This window comes from Rhodoblastus acidophilus, from assembly GCF_025961575.1.
Classification (GTDB): Bacteria; Pseudomonadota; Alphaproteobacteria; order Rhizobiales; family Beijerinckiaceae; genus Rhodoblastus; species Rhodoblastus acidophilus_C.
Genome location: NZ_JAOQNX010000002.1, coordinates 136,437 through 154,042, shown reverse-complemented (window position 1 = coordinate 154,042; position 17,606 = coordinate 136,437). Strand labels below are relative to the sequence as shown.

Here is a 17,606-nt window from a genome sequence, read left to right as displayed (position 1 = left end):
ATGTCGCGGCCAACCAGAAAGCGAAACGAGATGACCGAGGTGATGCAACCCGTAAGCGCGATGACCCAGCCGGCCGACGCCGCGCTCGCCGACGAAAACCTGCGGAGCTCGCCCAAACGTTTCATCAACCGCGAATTGTCCTGGCTCGAGTTCAACCGCCGCGTCCTGCTGGAGGCCTCCAATCCCAGCCATCCCCTGCTGGAGCGGGTGCGTTTCGTCTCGATTTCCGCCAACAATCTCGACGAATTCTTCATGGTGCGCGTCGCCGGTCTGCGCGGGCAATTGCGCAGCGGCGTCGAAACGCCTAGCGACGACGGCTTGTCGCCCGCCGAGCAATTGCCGCTCATCCACGCCCGCGTCAGCCTTTTGGCGCGCGAGCAGACCCGGCGCTGGCATGACCTGCAAGAAGAGCTGTTTGGCGAGGGAATCTCCATCGTCAATGCGGATGAGTTGTCCAAGTCAGAAAAGCTCTGGCTGGACGATTATTTCTTCCAGCACGTTTTTCCGATTCTGACGCCGCTGGCGGTCGATCCCGCTCATCCCTTCCCCTTCATTCCCAACCTCGGCCTGTCGCTCGCGCTCGACCTCGAGGAGGCGAGCGGCCACGAGCGGATGAAGGCGCTGGTGCGCGTGCCGCAGAACATCGAGCGTTTCGTCCGCCTGCCGGAGACGCCGGGCGGCGGCTTCCGCCTGGTGTCGATGGAGGCGCTGATCCTCACCCACATCCAAAAGCTGTTCCCGGGCTATGCGGTGAAGGGCAGGGGGCTGTTCCGCATCGTCCGCGACAGCGATCTCGAAGTCGAAGAGGAGGCGGAAGACCTCGTCCGCCTGTTCGAAACCGCTCTGAAGCGGCGCCGCCGCGGCTCGGTGATCCGCCTCGAAACCGACGCGCAAATGCCGGCCGACCTGCGCGCCTTCGTCGCCGAGGAACTCGATGTCGAAGCCGACGAGGTCATCGCGCTCGACGGCATGCTGGCGCTGAAAGACCTTTCGGAAGTCGTCTCCCTGCCGCGCCAGGACCTGAAATTCACCCCCTACACCCCGCGCTTTCCCGAGCGCGTGCGCGATAACGGCGGCGACATCCTGCTCGCCATCAAGCAGAAGGACCTCGTCGTCCACCACCCCTATGAAAGCTTTGACGCGGTGGTGCAGTTCCTGATGCAGGCGGCGCGCGACCCCAATGTCGTCGCCATCAAGCAGACGCTTTACCGCACCTCGTCGGACAGCCCGATCGTGCGCGCTTTGGTCGAGGCGGCCGAGGCGGGCAAGTCGGTCACCGCTCTGGTCGAGCTCAAGGCCCGCTTCGACGAGGAGGCGAATATTCGCTGGGCGCGCGATCTCGAACGCGCCGGCGCGCAAGTCGTGTTCGGCTTCATCGAGTTGAAGACCCACGCCAAATTGTCGATCGTCGTGCGGCGCGAGAGCGGCGGACTCGCCACTTATTGCCATATCGGCACCGGCAATTATCACCCGATCACCGCCAAGATTTACACCGACGTCTCGCTGTTCACCGCCGACCCGGCAGTGGGGCGCGACGTCTCGCGCATCTTCAACTACATCACCGGCTATGCCGAGCCCGTTGGCCTCGAGCGCATGGCGGTCTCGCCGATCTCGCTGAAGAAGAAACTGCTCGGCCATATCGCCGAGGAGGTCGCTTTCGCCAAGGCGGGACGCCCGGCGGCGATCTGGCTCAAATGCAACGCCCTGGTCGATCCCGAAATGATCGACGCGCTCTATGACGCCAGCCAGGCCGGCGTCTCCATCGATCTCGTGGTGCGCGGCATCTGCTGCCTGCGTCCGGGCGTGCCGGGCCTGTCCGAAAACATCCGGGTCAAATCGGTGATCGGGCGTTTTCTCGAGCACACCCGCATCTACGCCTTCGGCGGCGGCTACGGCCTGCCGCACAAGAAGGCCTGCGTCTACATTTCCTCGGCCGATCTGATGCAGCGCAATCTCGACCGCCGCGTCGAATCCCTGCTGCCGGTCACCAATCCGACCACGCACGAACAGGTTCTGGACCAGATCCTGGTCGGCAACATGCTCGACAACCAGCAGTCCTATCGCATCCTGCCCGACGGCTCCTCCGTCCATATGGAGCGCCAGCCGAACGAGGAACCATTCAACCTGCACAAATATTTCATGACCAATCCGTCGCTGTCCGGGCGCGGCAAGAGCTTGCGCGAGTCGAGCCCCAAACCTCTGTTCAAGAAGCGCGAACGGCACTGAAATGCATCAGGGTCAAGGCCGGCTGCCCGGGGTCAAACCGACGGCCATCGTCGACATCGGCTCCAATTCCGTGCGCCTCGTCGCCTATGAGGGGGTGACGCGTTCGCCCGCGCCGATTTTCAACGAAAAGGCCATGTGCGGCCTCGGCCGTGGCGTCACCACCACGGGCGAACTCGCCGCCGAGGGGGTCGAGCGGGCTTTGGCCTCGCTGCGCCGCTTTCGCAAACTCTGCGAAATCATGGAGATCGACGATATCAGGCCGATCGCCACGGCGGCGGCGCGCGACGCCGCCAATGGCCCGGCCTTCCTCGCCGCGGCCGGCGAGGCCATCGGCCGGCCCATCGAACTGATTTCGGGCACCCGCGAGGCCGAATTGTCGGCGCTCGGCGTCATCTCCACCTTCCACGACGCCGATGGCGTGGTCGGCGATCTCGGCGGCGGCTCGCTGGAGCTGATCGACGTCAAGGCGGGCCGCTGCGGCTCCGGCGTGTCGCTCAAACTCGGCGCGCTCGCGCTGATGGACGCCTCCGGCGGCTCGCCCAAGACGGCGGTGAAGATCGCCCGTCAGGCGCTCGCCGAAGCGGCGCCGCTCGAGGCCCTGCGCGGGCGCACCTTTTATGCGGTGGGCGGCACCTGGCGGGCGCTGGCGAAACTGCACATGCACCAGCGCAACTACCCGCTCGATGTCATGCACGGCTATGTGATCCCGGCGCGCGACGCGCTGGATTTCGCCGCTCTGGTCGAGCGCGTCGACAGCGAAGCGCTGGTTTCCGTCGGCGTGGTGTCGCAGCAGCGCCGCCCCTCGCTCGCCTATGGCGCGGTGGCGCTGGAGGAAATCATCCGCCGCGGCAAACCGTCGCGGATCGTGATTTCGATCGGCGGCGTGCGCGAGGGCCTGCTGTTCGACCGGCTCGACGCGGCGACGCGGGCGCAGGACCCGCTGCTGGAGGCGGCGCGCGCTTACAATCTGTTGCGCTCGCGCGCGCCGCGCCATGGCGAGGACATGATCCACTGGACCGACGCCTTTTTCGCATCGAGCCAGCTGCACGAGACGGCGGAAGAAAAGCGGCTGCGCCACGCCGCCTGCCTCTTTGGCGACATCGGCTGGCGTACCTCCCCGGACCATCGCGCGTTGCTGGCCATGGACCTGCTCGCCAACACGCCCACCATGGGCGTGGACCATGCAGGCCGCGCCTATCTCGGCATGGCCGTGGCCTATCGCCACATCGGCATGGACGAGGACGTCAATCCGCTCATTCGCGGCCTCGCCACCCCGCGCCTGATGGATCGCGCCCGGATCATGGGCGCGCTGCAACGCGTCGCCTATATCATTTCGGCCTCCAGCCCCGGGGTTCTGGCCCGTGTCAAACTCACCTGCGCGCGCGGCGAACTTTTATTGACTCTGCCGCCCGACCTCGCCGACCTTGCGGGCGAGCGGCTCGCCGGCCGCATGAAGCAATTGGCGCGGCTGCTCGGGCGCAAGCCGGCGCTGGAGATCAAGTGAGGAGCGCGCAGGACAACCTTCCTGTCCGCGATTTGCTGTTGGCCGTGCTCATTGCGGCGCTGTGGGGGTTCAGCTTCATCGCCATCAAGGCGGGTGTCGCGGAGGCGCCGCCGCTCGCGTTTACGGCGATGCGTTTCATCCTCGCCGCCTTTCCCGCCGTGCTGTTCGTTCCGCGCCCGAAAGCGCGCCTGATCGACCTGATCGGCTATGGCCTGTGCATCGGCGTCGGCCAGTTCGGCCTGCTTTTTCTGGCGATCCGCTGGGGCATGCCGGCGGGTCTGGCGTCGCTGGTGATCCAGACCCAATCCATTTTCACCATCCTGCTCGCCTGGATCGCACTCGGCCAAAGACCGCGCGCCGCGCAAATGATCGGGGCAGGGGTGGCGCTGTCAGGCGTCGCGCTGATCGGGCTTTCACGCGGCCTGTCCGCCCCGATCCTGCCGTTCCTGGCGGTGATCGGCGCGGCGATGTTCTGGGCGTCTGGAAACCTGTTCTCGATCCGCGCCGGAAAAATCCACGTCTTCGGCTTCATCGCCTGGTCGAGCCTCGTCGCGCCGGCGCCGTTGCTGGCTTTGTCCTGGCTGGCGGAGGACCATGCGGCGATCATCCACGCCTTCACCCATCCCAATCTGGCGGTCTGGGGCGGCGCGGCTTTTTTGGCCTATGGCGCGACCATGATCGGGTTCGGGCTGTGGACCTGGCTGCTCAGCCGCCATCCCGTGGCCCAGGTCGCGCCGTTTTCGCTGCTGGTCCCGGTGTTCGGCCTGTCCGGCGCGGCCTGGGTTTTTGGCGAAAGCTTGGGCGCCGCGACGCTCGTCGGCATTGTGGTCGTGCTCGCCGGGCTGGCGATCACCGTCTTCGCCCGCCGCCCTGTACCAACGTCGAGTCGCGCGCCGTAAAAATTGTCGCCAAATTCTCGCCAACAAACGGGAGGAACACATGGATAAGGCGATCGTGGTGCAGCCGGGCGGCGGCTTCGACAAGGTGACGGTCACGACCCGCGCGGCGCCGGCGCCGACCTGCGGCGAAATCCAGGTGCGGCTGCGCGGTTCCTCGCTCAACTATCACGATTACGCCGTGGTCAGCGGCATGTGGGGGCCGACGGAGCCGCGCATTCCCATGGCCGACGGCGCCGGCGAGGTTTTGGCGGTCGGCCCCGGCGTCACCGAATTCAAGCCCGGCGATCAGGTCGTGAGCACCTTCTTCCCCACCTGGCTCGACGGCGAACCCGAGGTCGTCGGCTTCGCCACCACGCCCGGCGACGGCGTCGACGGTTTTGCCCGCGAAACCGTCACCGCCCCCGCCCGAGGTTTTACCCATGCGCCCAAAGGCTGGACCGCGGCGGAAAGCGCCACGCTCACCACGGCCGGCCTCACCGCCTGGCGCGCGCTGCACGAGGAAGGCCGCATCAAGGCCGGCGACACCGTTTTGGTGCAGGGCACGGGCGGCGTGTCGATTTTCGCCCTGCAATTCGCCAAACAGGCGGGCGCGACGGTGATCGCGACCTCGTCGAGCGATGAAAAGCTGGAAAAACTCGCGGCGCTCGGCGCCGACCACCTGATCAATTATCGGTCAACGCCGGAATGGGGCGAGACCGTGCGAAACATCACCGACGGCCGCGGCGTCGATCACGTCATTGAGGTCGGCGGCCCCGCGACGCTGGCGCAAAGCATGATCGCTGCGCGGGTGCATGGCCATATTTCGGTGATCGGCATTTTGACCGGCCTCGCCGGCGATTTCCCATTGGTCAACGCGCTGCTGAAACAACAGCAGCTCAAGGCGGTGCTGGTCGGCAGCCGCCGCCAGCAGCAGGACATGATCCGCGCCATCGACGCCACCGGCCTGAAGCCGGTGATCGACAAGATTTTTCCGTTAGAAGAGATCGTCGCCGCCTTCCGCCACCAGGAGAGCAACAAGCATTTTGGAAAAATCTGCCTGGAGATGTGACCCGCCTGTCCTGTCCGGATGGCGAATGGCGGGCCCGTTTCGGGCGAGACATGCGGGTGTCAGCCTCGAAGGAATGGCGGGGAGAACATGATGTCGCGACCGATTGCTCAGTGGCTCATTGTCATGGCGGCGGCCGCCTCGTTGACATTTTCGTTGGCGTCCGCCGCCGAAGCCCCAAAAGGGCTGACGACTTATCAGATGGAGGGGAAGGTCGGCCCCTATAAAGTCGGCATGAGCCTTCTTGTGCGCGATCACGTCGAATTCGCGGGCGGTCATTATTATTACGCCAACAAACTTGCGGATATTCAGCTTGATGGTCGCGTCGACGGTGAAAACCTCACCCTGCAAGAGCAGGGCGGGGGCGTCTTCGCGCTTCATCTGGTGAGCAATGACTCGGCCAAGGGACAAAATCTCAATTTCTACAATTCCACCGGGCTTCAAGGCGTCTGGACGAAAGGGGACAAGACGCTTCCGGTCGCGCTTCAATTCACCGCCAGTTATGAGGGGTCTGCCCGAACCCCGTGGTATTCGGACGTCACCGACGAACCCGACGCCGCCTTTGAGGATCGGGCCAAAAAATTCTTGCAGGCGGTGATCGCAGGCGACAAGGCCAGCGCCGCGCGTCTGGTGTGTCCTATCCGCTAAGGGTGAACGGCCAAAAATCGTTGGTTATTCGCACCAAGGCCGATCTCATGGCCCGCTGGGACCGGATTTTTACGCCCGCGCTGACGGCGCAATTGCGCGATGCGATCCCTCACGAAATGTTCGTTCACAACGGCGAAGCCATGGTCGCCGACGGCGCCGTTTGGTTCAACGCCCGCGGGGCTTGCGTGGTCAATAAAGGCGATTGATCAAAAATCGCCAGCGCCCGCGCGGGTCAGGCTTCGCCCTCGTGATATTCCAAGGTCACGACGCGATTGTTCTCAACGGTGAGCGCCAGCTTGCCATGCTTGAGCTGCAAGGCCTTTTCGCCGAACAGCTCGCGTCGCCAGCCCCGCAACGCGCCAATATCCGCCTTGTCGTCATTGGCCAGCGCTTCGAGTTCGTCGGTGGTGGCGATCATCTTCGCCGCCACGCCCTGCGCCTCGGCCACCTGCCGCAACAAAACCTTCAAAAGCTCAACCGTCGCGCCCGCGCCATTGCCGCGCCGCTCGCGCTCAATCTTCGGCAAAGTTTTCGGGTCTCGCTCCAGCCCCCGCTCGATCGCCGCCAAAATATCCGCGCCGGAGCGTGAGCGCTCCATGCCGCGCGGAAACGCGCGCAAATTGCCGAGCGCCTCCGCGGTGCGCGGCGCGGCCAGCGCGATTTCCATCAAAATATCGTCCTTGAGCACGCGCGAGCGCGGCACGTCGCGGGTCTGCGCCTCCTGCTCGCGCCAGGCGGCGAGTTCCATCAAAACAGCGAGGTCGCGCGGCTTGCGCGCGCGATGGGCGTAGCGCTCCCAGGCGCGGTCCGGCCGCATCTCGTAGGAATCCCTATTCGTCAGCGCCGCCATTTCGTCGGCGAGCCAATGCAGCCGCCCGGTCTTTTCCAGCTTGGCCTTCAGCGCCTTGTAGATGTCGCGCAAATGGGTGACGTCGGCGATGGCGTAATCGATCTGCGCCTCCGACAGCGGCCGCCGCGACCAGTCGGTGAAGCGCGAACTCTTGTCGAGCGTCACCTTGCACAGGCTTTGCGCGAGTTCGCCATAGGCGATCTGGTCGCCATAGCCGCAGACCATGGCGGCGACCTGGGTGTCGAACAAAGGCGCCGGAATGAGCTTTGCGAGGTTCCAGACGATTTCCAGATCCTGCCGCGCGGCGTGAAAAACCTTCACGACCTTCTCATCGGCCATCAGCTCGAAGAAGGGCGTGAGATCCAGACCTTCGGCCAGCGCGTCGATCGCCACCGCCTTGCTCTCGCAGGCCATCTGGATGACGCAGACCTTCGGCCAGAAAGTCGTCTCTCGCAGGAACTCCGTATCGACAGTCACGAAGTCAAATTTCGCGAATTCGCGGCACAAGCCCGCCAGTTCGCTGGAATCGGTCACAAGGCTCATGGAGCCCTTCATAATCCAGCACAATCGTCGCCGCCAGTCTCGAAAGCCGCCGCGTCTAGGTAATTTGACGAATACCTAACGTGTGTTGGCGCCCGCGATGAACCTTTGCGGGCTCCGGACGTAAATCCCCGACAGGAGCGCGCCATGAACATGTCCGGAAACGCCATTCTGATCACCGGCGGAGGCTCGGGGATCGGCCGGGGCCTCGCCGAAGCCTTTTTGCAGAGGGGCAATCGCGTCCTGATCTCAGGCCGCAACCGGGAAAAACTCGAGGCGGTCGCCGCGAAAAATCCGGGCATGCAGACGCTCACCGTCGACATGGCCGACCCCCAATCCATCGCCCGGCTGGCCGATGAGGCGCGGCAAAAATTCCCCGATCTCAACGTGCTCATCAACAATGCCGGGATGATGCAGAGCGAAAACCTGCGCGACCCCGCCAGTCTCGCCCAGGCCGAGGCGACCATCGCCACCAATTTTCTGGGGCCCATCAGGCTGACGCTCGCTTTGCTGCCGCATCTCGCCGCCCAGCCCGAAGCCGCGGTGCTCAACGTCACCTCGGGACTGGCCTTCCTGCCGCTGGCGACCACGCCCACTTATTGCGCGACCAAGGCGGCGCTGCACGCCTGGACCGAGTCCTTACGCTGGCAGCTTCGCAAAACTTCCGTCAAAGTCCACGAGATCGTTCCGCCCTATGTCCAAACCGGTCTCACCGGCGCGCGCCAGGCCAGCGATCCCAGGGCCATGCCGCTCGAAGATTATCTCGCCGAAACCCTCGACCTCATCGCGCGCAATCCCGACGCCCCCGAAATTTTGGTCGAGCGCGTCCTGCCGCTGCGCGAGGCGGAGCGGCGCGGCGGCTACGAGGAATTTTTCAAGCAGTTCAACACGATGATGGAGCCGGCGGGCGAGTAGTCAGCGTTCCGCCATCACATATTTCATCAATTGCAGCACCGGCCCGGAGCTGCCGTTGGAGCGATGCAGCGCGTCGTGGAGAAAGCCGGGGGTGATGGTGAACCCCTGGCCGCCCGCGCCCTCGACATAGGCCATGGCCCAGCCCTCGAAACAGCGCCTGGTGATATATTCGTGTTGCAGCAGGCACACGTCGGTGTGTCGCTTGTCCTTGAGCAGACTGGCGTAAAGGTTGGAGACCGCGAGCTGCGGCCCCTCCAGCACCTGGGCGAAGGCGCGCCCGTTGAAGAACAGCGCGCCGGTGATGTCGTCGCGCGCATTGTTTTGGCGCGAAATGCGCAAAATGTCCGAGATTCCTGCGGAAAGCCCCTCGCCGCCGAGCAGGCTTCGGCTGCTGTAGATGATCTGGACGAGCTCGCCGAAGTTTTCGGGCGCGGGAGGCACGGACAATTCCAAATTCCTGCGATGTCTCCGAGTCCTAAGTAAGGATGGTAAGCTCGGCAATAAGAATTTCTACGCAAGCGCGCGCGGCGGCTGCCGCGCGGAATCGCCGGTGTCGCGCCGCCCTCCGATCCGCGTCCATCCGCCGCCTCGTCACACGGCCAAATAGCCGCCGGCCGCCGGCGCGCTAGTCGTTTGCTCTCAAAGCTTTTTTCGCAAAGATCGCGCCCGGCGTCGCGCGCCTCGGCCGCAAGGCTTGTGGAACAAGGCAAATGAATGCATTTTCGACGCCGAATTGCGGTTTCCGATGATCGGTAAAAACACAGAGGGGTTCGATGAACAGGCATTTTCGTGTGGGCGCGCTGGCCGCCATATTGGCTCTTCCCGTGGCTCTTCCTGTGGTCGGCCCCGCAATGGCGGAACATGCGGCGCCCGCCGCGCAACTGACGGAGGAGGATCGCGCGGCCTTGACCGACGCGCGGATCGCCGCCCTCAAGGCCGGTCTGAAATTGACCCCCGCCCAGGAAAAACATTGGGACAGCCTGGAGAAGGTTTTGCGCGAAGTGGCGAGCGCGCGCGCCGCGCGGCGCGCCGCGTTCCGCGAGCGGGCGACGGAATTTGCCGAAAAGGATGAAGTCGTCCAGGCGATGAAGCTCGGCGCCAAGAACCTGATCGCCCGCGGCGAGGACTTGCAGAAGGTCGCCGACGCCACCGCGCCGCTGTTCGATACGCTCGACGCCGCGCAAAAACATCGTTTCACCCTGCTGGTGCGCAGCTTCATCGCGCAAGCCGGCCAAAAGTGACGCGCGCGCTCCAGAGAGAAAAGGGGATGAGCATGCGTAAGCGTTTGCTTGGAGCCGGCGCAGCCGGTGTCTGCATTCTTGCGGCTTTGGCGACGGCCTGGGCTCAGACGCCGCCGCCGCGTCACGGCAGGATTCAACTGCCCGCCAATCTCATGACCAGCGACGACTGGCTTGATGACGGAAATGTCGTTCCCGAAGGCTATGGCGAGAATTACGTCCGGGCCGTCGAGGCGCCGGCCGACGTCCAGGTCGGCGCGGACCTCGATCAGAACTGGTAATATTTTCGCGGCGCCGCGAGACTTCGCGTGCGGCGCCGCCAAATATTGGAACGACGGAATGCGACGACGACAGACAGCAGGCATTTTGTCCCTGGCGGCTTTGGCCGTCGGCGTCGCATTGTCCGGCTGTTCGCCGAGCGACCGGCCCAAGCTCGCGGCCCTGCCGGCGAAAACCCACGCCGCGATCCCGGGCATTCCCGACGCCCGCTCGTTCTCCGACCAACCCGAGGTGATGGAGCAGGAGCTGGAAAGGGCCTTGGTCCGCGAGGGCCGGCATCTGGGCCTGCCGAAAGGTTCGGTCCTGCCGCCCGCCTCGTTCCTGGCCTTGTCCGGCGGCGGCGACGACGGCGCCTATGGCGCGGGCCTGCTCGCCGGCTGGACCGCCCGTGGCGACCGGCCTGAATTCAAGATGGTCACCGGCGTCAGCACCGGCGCGCTGATCGCGCCCTTCGCCTTCCTCGGCCGCGACTACGATTCCGTCCTGAAGGACGTCTACACCAATTCCACGCCGGACAGCATTTACGCGCCGCGCTTCATCGTCACCGCCGCATTGACCGACGACGCGCTCGCCGACACCACGCCGCTTTACGAAACGATTTCGCGCCACGTCGACGACGCGCTGATGGCGAAAATCGCCGCCGAATACCGCAAAGGCCGGCTGCTGTTCATCCAGACCACCGATCTCGACGCCGGGCTCGCCGTGCGCTGGAACATTGGCGCCATTGCCGAAAGCGGCGCGCCCGGCGCGCTCACCCTCATCCGCCGCATCCTGCTGGCCTCGGCCTCTATCCCCGCCGCCTTTCCGCCGGTGATGTTCGATGTCGAGATCGAGGGTCAGCCGCATCAGGAGCTTCATGTCGACGGCGGCGCGGTCAGCCAGTCGTTTCTGTTGCCGCCCGGCGTCAGCCTGCGCGAGGCGCGGCGCGAGGCCGGCTATAAGAGAAGGAGCGCCACAGCCTATATCATCCGCAATTCGCGCCTGACCGTGGCCTATAGCGACGTCGACCGCCGCACCCTGCCGATCGCGCAAAAGGCGGTGAGCACGCTGATCAATTACAACGGGCGCGGCGACCTCTACCGCATGTACACGCTGACCAAAGTCGCCAATGTCGGCTTCAACCTCGCCTATATCGACGAGGATTTTCAGGCCCCGCACAAGGAGGATTTTGATCAGACCTATATGCGCGCGCTCTACGCCTATGGGTTCGACAAGGCGGCGCATGGTTTTCCCTGGCGCCACACCCCGCCCGGCCTCGACGCCAGCGCGCGAGACTGAGCCGCCCTCCGGCAAACGCCTTCGGGCGGCTGTCCCCTTTCTCAGGCGGGCGCGCTCTCCGAGGCCGGCGTCGCGGCCAAGGCGTCGCGCAGCGCCTGCTCCCTGGTGTGATCGAGCGAGGTTTTGAGCACGGTTCCGCCCGTCCCCTTCACCGCGTCCAAAACCTTGTCGGCCGTCATCTTCTTGATCAGCACGAACAAAGCCGCATTGCCGGGCTGCATGCCCTCGGCGAGCTCCTTCATGAATTTGTCGTTGATGCCGAAATCGCTCAGCGCGCCGCTCAGCGCCCCGGTCGCCGCGCCGACGGCGACGCCGACCACCGGCATGAAGAACAGGATGCCGATCAGCAAGCCCCAAAAGCTGCCTGAAGCCGCGCCGGCGGCGGTGGTGTTGAACAGCTGATGCAGCTTGACCTTGCCGTCCGCGGTCTTCTCGACCACGACCGCATCGTTCAATTCGATCAGATATTCCTGCTGCAATTCCAAAAGCTTGTTGCGCATGGCCTCGGCCTGCGCCTCGCTGGGATAAACAATGGCAACGAGATCGCTCATGATGGTCTCCGTCCGCCCGTCGAAGGCGGACGCCAACTCAGCACAAACCCGGGCCCTCGCGAAGCGCCATGCTGCTCATTTCGGGCGGGCGCATCCGCTCAAAATGGGCGCCCGCAGGCTTCTGGAACCCGCCGCCCTCTGCGAAGCTGCCGCGCAAGCAAGCGAACGGAGGCGCCCTTGTCATTGGTGAAGGCCGAAATCACCCTGTTCATCAGCACGTTCGTCACCCTCCTGGCGATCATCAACCCGCTTGAGGTGCTTCCGGTCTATTTGAAACTGGTTTCGGGCGAGACCGAATCCCGCAAGCGCGCGGTGGCGTGGAAGGCCTGCTTTTACGCTTTGGTCTTGTGCTTCTTCTTCTTGATCTTCGGCAATCTCATCCTGCGGCTGTTCGACGTGCCGCTGAGCATGGTGCGCATTGTCGGGGGCATCATCCTGATGAAGATCGGGTTCGATCTGTTCTCACCGCCCGCCGCCCCGTCCGGCGCGCAAGCTCAGGAGGGCGCCAGCGCCGAGTCGAATGTGGCCTTCGTGCCGCTCGCCCTGCCGCTGATGTGCGGCCCCGGCGCGATCGCGACCATTTTGGGCATGACGGCGACGGTCAAACACGCCGGATTCGAACTTTATGCGTTCGCCGCCGTCTCCGCGGCCATCGTCCTGACCATGTTCGTGACGTTCATAGCGCTGGCCTATGCCTCGAAGCTCACCGCAAAAATCGGTCCGATGGGCATAGACGCCACCACGCGCATCGTCGGCTTCTTTGTCTCCGCCATGGGCGTCGGCCTGATTTTCAACGGCGTCATCGAAGCCCTGGAGCAGCACGGCCTCAAGGCGCTTCATTGACCCGCGCCGCCTCCGGCGTATCGCGAAAATATTGCTCGGCGGCGAAGCGCACCACGACGCCGATCGCGGCGGCGAGCGGCACGGCGACCAGCAGCCCGAGAAACCCGAACAGATAGCCGAAGGCGAACAGCGCGAACAAAACCCAGACCGGGCTGAGATGGATGCGCTGCCCGATCAGGTAGGGCGACAGCACGTAATCGCCGACGGTCTGCCCGACGATGAAGATCGCGGGCGCCGAGAGGATCGGGGTGAGGCTCGGCCAGAATTGCGCGATGGCGACGCAGGTGGCGATGACGATCCCGGCCATCGACCCGAGATAGGGCACGAAACTGATCAGGCCGGCGAACACCCCGATGAGAATGGCGTGGTTCAGCCCGATCGCGGAGAGCGCGGCGGCATAGTATAGAGCCAGCGCGAGGCACAGCAGCGCCTGCCCCTGGATGAAGCCGCTAATGGTCCGGTCGATATCGACGGCGAGCGTCAGAAACACTTTTTGGTGCTGCGCCGGCACCCATTTCTTGATCACATGGATGATCTTGCGCCAGTCGCGCACGAGATAAAAGGCGATCACGGGGCTGACGATCGCCAGCGAAAACAATGCAAAGAACGCCCGGCCGCCCGACCAGAGCGAGGTCAGGAACTCGCCGAACGACTCGCCGGCGAGTTGCATGATCTGGTTCACGGAGCGCTGGGCGTTGGCGAACCCGTCACCGAGAATCTTGTTCAGCCAAGCGTGATCGCCCCGGGTCGCGATGGTCCTGAGCGATTCGAAATAGCCGGGAAGCTTTTCCAAAAAATAAGTCAGTTCGCTCAGCAGAATGGGCGTGGCCAACACGAGCACGGAGACGATGGCGGCGCCGAACAGCAGGATCAGCGCGAGCGACGACACCGCGCGCGGCACGCCGATGCGCTCGAGCCGCGCCACCAGGGGCAGAACCAGATAGGCGAGGATCAGGCCGGCGAGGAACGGCAGAAGCGCCTCGCGCAGCAGCGCGACCGTGCAGGCGATCGCGGCGATCGCGACAATCCAGAACAGAGCGGGACGCGCGGGCTTCATCGTTCCGACCGTTGCAGGGGCCGAACGCGAAGCGCACGGCGCGTTGACGTCCCTCAGTCGCTTCAGGCCGGCTCTTCACCCAAAGGGGAAAGTCGCCGGCCTCCTTCCGCCGATCAGGCGGCGCGCTTCTCGCGAAACACGATCGGCGCGACGATCGCCACGATCACGGCGCCGCCCAGCACGATCAGCAGCACGGATTGTTCCAGCCAGGAGATCGCGGGAATGGCGAGCGCGAGAAACACGCCGACCAGCGAGATGCGCCAGGACGACGTGTGCACGCCGGCGATGAACGTGCCCAGCGCCAGCACGGCGAGAACGGCCATGGCGGTGGCGTCCGTATCGGCCATGCGGCTGACGTCGCCGACGAACAGAAGTTCGATGGTGGCGAGCACCGCCAGCCAATGCAGCACCTGCCGCCAGATGAGTTCGAGGCGTTCCTGCTTGGTGGTGGCGACGCGCCAGCGCGAGACCACGCAGATGACGCCGATCAGCGGCGCCAGCGTGATCCAGTAAAAGGTAATCGGCGTTCCGGTGAGGCTGGTATAGGCCACGCCGAACAGGGCCATGGCGACGACGAGAAGATAGGGCGCCTCCCTGAAAACGACGGCGCCAAAGCCGGACTTGTGGGCGGTGGTTGGGCTGACGCCCGAGTCCTCGAACATCGCTGCTTCTCGTGGTTTGGTTTGCTCGTGCGCGCACTATCATCCGGTCCGCCGGCATTGGCAAGTTCAAGGATTGTCACACGGAAGGTCGCTCCGGGCCGGTTGCTCATTTTGAGCGCTCGCCCCCTTGCGCGCGCTGCAAATCTGGGTCGCACTTCCCGTTGGCCACGCCCGCCGTGAAGGAGCCTGCGCATGAGCGTCTATCGTCTTGAGCCGATCGATTCCGATCATCCCTCCTGGAAATATTCGAAGGAACAGGAAAGGGTCTGGGCGTCCGCGCCGTCGGCGGACGCGGCGCGCGACCTGGTCGCGGCGCGCTCCGGCTTCGATCCGGCCTCGGGCGGGACGTCGCCGTGGAAGGACCCCGCGGTCACCTCCTGCACGCCCGACGACACGCTCAAATATCTGAACGAAAACGACGTGGTCCGCGAAGACGGCAGCGCAGTGAATTATTGAGCTTCGGCTGGGCCACTTTCTCGTCCGAATAGAGAAAACCCCTCATGGTGAGGAGGCCCCGAAGGGGCCGTCTCGAACCATGGCCATCGAAACGACAGTTTGTCATCGGGCCGCGCGGCGCGCATTTTCATCGCGACCTGCGCCATGACGAAAGCTTAATCTGCGCATCATGCAAAGGTAATGCGGCCCACCCATCTCAGGTTTTCTGGGAGCGCCGCTGGTTGCTCCAACAGGAGAACCTGAGATGACACCTTTGCACAATCGTTCGTTTCGTCGTACCGGCTCGCGCGCGGTCCTGCTCGGCGCGGTCGCTGCGCTGGCGCTCGGCGCCGCCGTTTACCCCGCCGCCACCGTTGTCCACGCCGAAACGGCGCCGCAAACCATCGGCGCGCCGTCCTTCGCCCCGCTCGTCGATCGCGTGAAAGGCGCCGTGGTCTCGGTGCGCGTGAAGATTGCCGCCGTCGCCGACGAAGACGCCCGCAACGCCCTGCCGCCGCAATTCGGCGACGGCGAGGGCATGGAAAAATTCTTCCGCCGTTTCGGCGACCAGGGACGCCGCCAGAAGCCGGAAGTCGGCATGGCGCAGGGCTCGGGCTTCATCATTTCCAAAGACGGCTATGTCGTCACCAACAACCATGTCGTCGAAAACGCCGCGGGCGATGTCGAAATCGTCCTCGATGACGGCAAAACGGTCGGCGCAAAAATTGTCGGCAAGGACAAGAAGACAGATCTCGCCTTGCTGAAGATCAAGGAGCCCGGCGATTATGCCTTCGTCCAGTTCGGCGACAAGCCGCCGCGCGTCGGCGACTGGGTGGTCGCGGTCGGCAATCCGTTCGGGCTCGGCGGCACGGTGACCGCCGGCATTGTCTCCGCGCGGGGGCGCGACATTGGCGCCGGCCCCTATGACGACTTCCTGCAGATCGACGCGCCGGTGAATCGCGGCAATTCCGGTGGCCCGACCTTTGACGCCAATGGCGAAGTGGTCGGCGTCAACACGGCGATTTTTTCACCTTCGGGCGGCTCGGTCGGCATCGGTTTCGCCATTCCCTCCGAAGTGGCCAAAAACGTGATTGCGTCGCTGAAGGACAAGGGCGTGGTGGCGCGCGGCTTCATCGGCGTGCAGATTCAGCCGGTGAGCCAGGACATCGCCGACAGCCTCGGCCTGAAGACCCCGAAGGGCGCGCTGGTCGCCGAAGCCAAATCCGGCCCGGCCGCCGAGGCGGGCATCAAGTCGGGCGACGTCATCATCGCGGTCGACGGCCAAAGGATCGAGGACCCGCGCGAACTCGCGCGGAAAATCGCCGCCTATGGTCCGGGCAAGGAGGTGAAGCTGACCTTTTTGCGCGACGGCGCCGAGAAAAAGGCTGACGTGAAACTCGCGGCGCTTCCTGGCGAAAAGGAAGCGCGCGCGGCGGTGGAGCCGAAGAGCGAACATGCCGCGCTCGCCGCGCTCGGCGTCGAACTTGCCCCCGCTTCGGCGGTGGCGGGCGCGGGCAAGACCGGCGTCGTCATCGCCGATCTCGATCCGAACGGTTTGGCTGCCGAAAAGGGCCTGCGCGCCGGCGACGTGATCCTCGAAGCCTCGGGCAAGCCGGTCGCCACGCCGGCCGATGTCGCCGCCGCCTTGAGCAACGCCCGGAAGGAGGGACAGAAGGCTGTGCTGCTGCGCATCCAGTCGGGCGACGCCACCCGCTTCCTCGCCATCGCCACCAGCGCGGTGTCCTGATCCCGAGAGGATTCCTCCATATAGGAGAATAAATTAGCCCTTGTCCTGAGGAGCCCGCCTTGGCGGGCGTCTCGAAGGGCGGGGGCGGGCCACGGTTCAGCACCCCGAGCGTTCGGTCGGCCGCGCCGCCTGTTGGCGCGGCCGATCGACTTTGTTAGCTTGAGCTCCGACGTTGCGGAGCCCACGCCATGGACCAATATCCCAAAGACATTTTCACCGAGAACGACGATATCGATCCCTATACGCTCGACAATCTCGGGCCGCTGAGCGGCATGGCCGGCGTCTGGCGCGCCTTCGGCGGCGAGGACATCGCCCCCAAGGCGGACGGCCCGGACAAGAGCATTTTCAGTGAACGTTTCGAGTTGCAGCCGATCGATCCCCAGTCGAACGGTCCGCAACTCTTTTACGGACTGCGCTACCACCAGCAGGTTCTCAAGCGCGGCGAGAACGGTCTCTTCCACGACCAGATCGGCTATTGGCTATGGGAGCCGGCGACGGACACCGTGATCATGACCCTGTCGATCCCGCGCGGACAGACGGCCATGGCCATTGGCAAGGCGAAGCCCGACGCCAAAACCTTTCAATTGACCGCCAGGCGCGGCGAAACGGTGAACGGCGTCTGCTCGAATCCCTTCCTCGAACATGCGTTCCGCACCGAGGAATTCCGCATCGACATCACCAAACACGACGACGGCTCCTGGTCCTACGACCAGACGACCTTTCTCAAGGTGTTGGGTCAGGACGCGCTGTTCGAACACCGCGATCACAACCGCCTCAAGCTGATCGCCAAGGCCAAGCCGAACCGGGCGGCGCTCAAGGCCGATGCCGAAAAGAAAAGGCTGGCGAAGAAGGCGTCCCGGGAAAGCGTCGACGCCTGATCAGCTCCGCC

At 64.6% G+C, this 17,606-nt stretch carries 19 protein-coding genes; 14 read left to right on the top strand and 5 right to left on the bottom strand.

The features are described 5' to 3' along the window. Positions 1-30 precede the first annotated feature (30 nt). The 6 genes from M2320_RS01925 to M2320_RS01900 all read left to right on the top strand — a co-directional run bounded on the left by M2320_RS01925 (position 31) and on the right by M2320_RS01900 (position 6,528). A complete protein-coding gene (locus M2320_RS01925; protein ID WP_425540643.1) occupies positions 31-2,226 on the top strand; it encodes an RNA degradosome polyphosphate kinase in 2,196 nt (731 codons plus the stop codon). 1 nt (position 2,227) lies between these two features. Next, positions 2,228-3,730, top strand: a complete 1,503-nt coding sequence (gene ppx, locus M2320_RS01920) for an exopolyphosphatase (protein ID WP_264595851.1) — start codon at positions 2,228-2,230, stop codon at positions 3,728-3,730. After that, on the top strand, positions 3,727-4,629 hold the full coding sequence (locus M2320_RS01915) for an EamA family transporter (protein WP_264595850.1): 903 nt from the start codon (positions 3,727-3,729) through the stop codon (positions 4,627-4,629). Before ppx ends, M2320_RS01915 begins: the two co-directional genes overlap by 4 nt. A 40-nt stretch (positions 4,630-4,669) precedes the next feature. Beyond that, complete coding sequence (locus M2320_RS01910) at positions 4,670-5,677, top strand: zinc-dependent alcohol dehydrogenase family protein (protein ID WP_264595849.1); 1,008 nt, start codon at positions 4,670-4,672, stop codon at positions 5,675-5,677. A 90-nt stretch (positions 5,678-5,767) separates the two neighbouring features. Continuing rightward, entirely contained in the window at positions 5,768-6,322 is a 555-nt protein-coding gene (locus tag M2320_RS01905) for a hypothetical protein (protein WP_264595848.1), read from the top strand. 47 nt (positions 6,323-6,369) lie between these two features. Beyond that, positions 6,370-6,528 carry a hypothetical protein gene (locus tag M2320_RS01900; RefSeq protein WP_264595847.1) on the top strand — a complete coding sequence of 53 codons (159 nt, stop codon included), beginning with the start codon at positions 6,370-6,372 and terminating at the stop codon, positions 6,526-6,528. A 26-nt stretch (positions 6,529-6,554) separates the two neighbouring features. Here M2320_RS01900 and rnd read toward each other — a convergent pair whose 3' ends face one another. Next, the gene (rnd, locus tag M2320_RS01895) at positions 6,555-7,715 is read right to left on the bottom strand and encodes a ribonuclease D (protein WP_264595846.1); all 1,161 of its coding nucleotides are present in this window, start codon (positions 7,713-7,715) and stop codon (positions 6,555-6,557) included. 144 nt (positions 7,716-7,859) lie between these two features. On the opposite strand from rnd, the gene M2320_RS01890 reads away from it, so the two are divergent. Next, positions 7,860-8,627: an SDR family oxidoreductase gene (locus tag M2320_RS01890; protein ID WP_264595845.1), complete on the top strand. Its 768-nt coding sequence runs from the start codon at positions 7,860-7,862 to the stop codon at positions 8,625-8,627. Here M2320_RS01890 and M2320_RS01885 read toward each other — a convergent pair whose 3' ends face one another. Then, a complete protein-coding gene (locus M2320_RS01885) occupies positions 8,628-9,068 on the bottom strand; it encodes a BLUF domain-containing protein (protein ID WP_264595930.1) in 441 nt (146 codons plus the stop codon). Between the two features lie 332 nt (positions 9,069-9,400). Here M2320_RS01885 and M2320_RS01880 point away from each other — a divergent pair, with 332 nt between their 5' ends. From M2320_RS01880 to M2320_RS01870, 3 genes are read left to right on the top strand one after another with little or no spacing between them, the layout of a single operon-like run. After that, positions 9,401-9,868: a Spy/CpxP family protein refolding chaperone gene (locus M2320_RS01880; protein ID WP_264595844.1), complete on the top strand. Its 468-nt coding sequence runs from the start codon at positions 9,401-9,403 to the stop codon at positions 9,866-9,868. A gap of 32 nt (positions 9,869-9,900) precedes the next feature. Continuing rightward, positions 9,901-10,146 carry a hypothetical protein gene (locus M2320_RS01875; RefSeq protein ID WP_264595843.1) on the top strand — a complete coding sequence of 82 codons (246 nt, stop codon included), beginning with the start codon at positions 9,901-9,903 and terminating at the stop codon, positions 10,144-10,146. A gap of 58 nt (positions 10,147-10,204) precedes the next feature. Next, positions 10,205-11,422 (top strand): patatin-like phospholipase family protein, encoded by a 1,218-nt coding sequence (locus M2320_RS01870; RefSeq protein WP_264595842.1) that lies wholly within the window; start codon positions 10,205-10,207, stop codon positions 11,420-11,422. Between the two features lie 41 nt (positions 11,423-11,463). On the opposite strand, the gene M2320_RS01865 is transcribed toward M2320_RS01870, so the two are convergent. After that, the gene (locus M2320_RS01865) at positions 11,464-11,973 is read right to left on the bottom strand and encodes a DUF1269 domain-containing protein (RefSeq protein WP_184427412.1); all 510 of its coding nucleotides are present in this window, start codon (positions 11,971-11,973) and stop codon (positions 11,464-11,466) included. Between the two features lie 186 nt (positions 11,974-12,159). On the opposite strand from M2320_RS01865, the gene M2320_RS01860 reads away from it, so the two are divergent. Then, complete coding sequence (locus tag M2320_RS01860; protein ID WP_264595929.1) at positions 12,160-12,816, top strand: MarC family protein; 657 nt, start codon at positions 12,160-12,162, stop codon at positions 12,814-12,816. On the opposite strand, the gene M2320_RS01855 is transcribed toward M2320_RS01860, so the two are convergent. Both M2320_RS01855 and M2320_RS01850 read right to left on the bottom strand, forming a co-directional pair. Next, entirely contained in the window at positions 12,800-13,873 is a 1,074-nt protein-coding gene (locus tag M2320_RS01855) for an AI-2E family transporter (RefSeq protein WP_264595841.1), read from the bottom strand. The genes M2320_RS01860 and M2320_RS01855 overlap by 17 nt on opposite strands. 113 nt (positions 13,874-13,986) lie before the next feature. Then, on the bottom strand, positions 13,987-14,535 hold the full coding sequence (locus M2320_RS01850; RefSeq protein WP_264595840.1) for a hypothetical protein: 549 nt from the start codon (positions 14,533-14,535) through the stop codon (positions 13,987-13,989). Between the two features lie 192 nt (positions 14,536-14,727). On the opposite strand from M2320_RS01850, the gene M2320_RS01845 reads away from it, so the two are divergent. The 3 genes from M2320_RS01845 to M2320_RS01835 all read left to right on the top strand — a co-directional run bounded on the left by M2320_RS01845 (position 14,728) and on the right by M2320_RS01835 (position 17,595). Continuing rightward, positions 14,728-14,991, top strand: coding sequence for a hypothetical protein (locus M2320_RS01845; protein WP_184427409.1), 264 nt, complete (start codon positions 14,728-14,730; stop codon positions 14,989-14,991). A 244-nt stretch (positions 14,992-15,235) separates the two neighbouring features. Continuing rightward, the gene (locus M2320_RS01840) at positions 15,236-16,717 is read left to right on the top strand and encodes a Do family serine endopeptidase (protein ID WP_264595839.1); all 1,482 of its coding nucleotides are present in this window, start codon (positions 15,236-15,238) and stop codon (positions 16,715-16,717) included. Positions 16,718-16,905: 188 nt separating this feature from the next. Then, entirely contained in the window at positions 16,906-17,595 is a 690-nt protein-coding gene (locus tag M2320_RS01835) for an FABP family protein (protein ID WP_184427407.1), read from the top strand. The last annotated feature ends 11 nt before the right edge of the window (positions 17,596-17,606 follow it).

Coding starts and splice junctions, on each gene's coding strand:
- M2320_RS01870 (WP_264595842.1), top strand. CDS start 10,205: ATGCGACGACGACAGACAGCAGGCATTTTGTCCCTGGCGGCTTTGGCC.
- M2320_RS01875 (WP_264595843.1), top strand. CDS start 9,901: ATGCGTAAGCGTTTGCTTGGAGCCGGCGCAGCCGGTGTCTGCATTCTT.
- M2320_RS01845 (WP_184427409.1), top strand. CDS start 14,728: ATGAGCGTCTATCGTCTTGAGCCGATCGATTCCGATCATCCCTCCTGG.
- M2320_RS01865 (WP_184427412.1), bottom strand. CDS start 11,973: ATGAGCGATCTCGTTGCCATTGTTTATCCCAGCGAGGCGCAGGCCGAG.
- M2320_RS01855 (WP_264595841.1), bottom strand. CDS start 13,873: ATGAAGCCCGCGCGTCCCGCTCTGTTCTGGATTGTCGCGATCGCCGCG.
- M2320_RS01880 (WP_264595844.1), top strand. CDS start 9,401: ATGAACAGGCATTTTCGTGTGGGCGCGCTGGCCGCCATATTGGCTCTT.
- M2320_RS01850 (WP_264595840.1), bottom strand. CDS start 14,535: ATGTTCGAGGACTCGGGCGTCAGCCCAACCACCGCCCACAAGTCCGGC.
- M2320_RS01910 (WP_264595849.1), top strand. CDS start 4,670: ATGGATAAGGCGATCGTGGTGCAGCCGGGCGGCGGCTTCGACAAGGTG.
- M2320_RS01905 (WP_264595848.1), top strand. CDS start 5,768: ATGTCGCGACCGATTGCTCAGTGGCTCATTGTCATGGCGGCGGCCGCC.
- M2320_RS01925 (WP_425540643.1), top strand. CDS start 31: ATGACCGAGGTGATGCAACCCGTAAGCGCGATGACCCAGCCGGCCGAC.
- M2320_RS01835 (WP_184427407.1), top strand. CDS start 16,906: ATGGACCAATATCCCAAAGACATTTTCACCGAGAACGACGATATCGAT.
- M2320_RS01890 (WP_264595845.1), top strand. CDS start 7,860: ATGAACATGTCCGGAAACGCCATTCTGATCACCGGCGGAGGCTCGGGG.
- M2320_RS01900 (WP_264595847.1), top strand. CDS start 6,370: ATGGCCCGCTGGGACCGGATTTTTACGCCCGCGCTGACGGCGCAATTG.
- M2320_RS01840 (WP_264595839.1), top strand. CDS start 15,236: ATGACACCTTTGCACAATCGTTCGTTTCGTCGTACCGGCTCGCGCGCG.
- rnd (WP_264595846.1), bottom strand. CDS start 7,715: ATGAGCCTTGTGACCGATTCCAGCGAACTGGCGGGCTTGTGCCGCGAA.
- ppx (WP_264595851.1), top strand. CDS start 2,228: ATGCATCAGGGTCAAGGCCGGCTGCCCGGGGTCAAACCGACGGCCATC.